This window comes from Oleiphilus sp. HI0117 (assembly GCF_001635235.1).
The window spans coordinates 1-914 of the sequence record NZ_LWGA01000046.1 but is presented as its reverse complement, the minus strand read 5'-3'; the positions used below and the strand labels follow the sequence as shown (position 1 = coordinate 914).

The window sequence follows — 914 nt, the reverse complement described above, 5'->3', positions numbered from 1 at the left end:
GATGAAGCAAGCTATGCATCGGGTGCACAAGAATGGCATAGTGACTTTGCTGTCCGTTATTCACATTATGTCGGTGAATTAGAGTTTGCTTTATCTCATTTTTCCGGCACGAGTCGTGAAGCCAGTTTCCGCCCGAATGCTACGTTTTCTGAGTTAGTTCCTCATTATCATCTTATCGATCAGACTGGTATTGAACTTCAATATATTTATGACTCTTGGCTATTAAAGTTTGAAGGTATCACCAATTCCGGCTTTGGTGATGCTCTTGGTAGAAAAGGTCGATATAGCGCCGCAGTATTTGGCTTTGAATATACCCAAGTGGGTATTTTCGAAAGCTCTGCTGATCTGGGGTGGGTGTTGGAATATATGTTTGATGACCGTAAAGAGCACGCAACTCACGCTTTTGAACGAGATATTTTTGCCGGTTGGCGTTATGCCTTTAATGATGAAGACTCCTCTGAAATCCTAACGGGCGTCATTTTTGATCCACGTACTGAGGAATTGATGTTTTCATTCGAGGCGAACAAGCGACTGGCGAGCGATCTTAAGTTGAATATTGAAGCGCGCGTGTTTCACGGTGCCGAAAGTGACGACCAATTGAAAACTTACGGTCTAAGAGATGAAGACTATTTAGAGCTGGAGTTAGTGAAGTACTTCTAAAAGTATGGCTTTTATGCCTGATTTAAATTTATTTATGTTTTTTTGTTGGTAAAACTCGCTATATTGCTGTGATGACATACACTTTTGTTAAGTACTGTGTGAATTGTAATTGAATGTTGAGAAAGGCCATGTCTACATATACTTCATCCCCGAATTCTAGCGTTGAAGGCGGGAGCCGCATAGAGACAACCAATTTTGTGATCGATGCAAAGCACGATATCTTGACGATCGATATGCTTGGAACATGGAATGAG

General features: G+C 41.4%; 1 pseudogene. It reads left to right on the top strand.

Annotated features, from left to right (window positions below):
- Positions 1-660: pseudogene (locus A3757_RS26025) on the top strand (hypothetical protein); the annotation flags it as partial.
- Positions 661-914 lie beyond the last annotated feature (254 nt).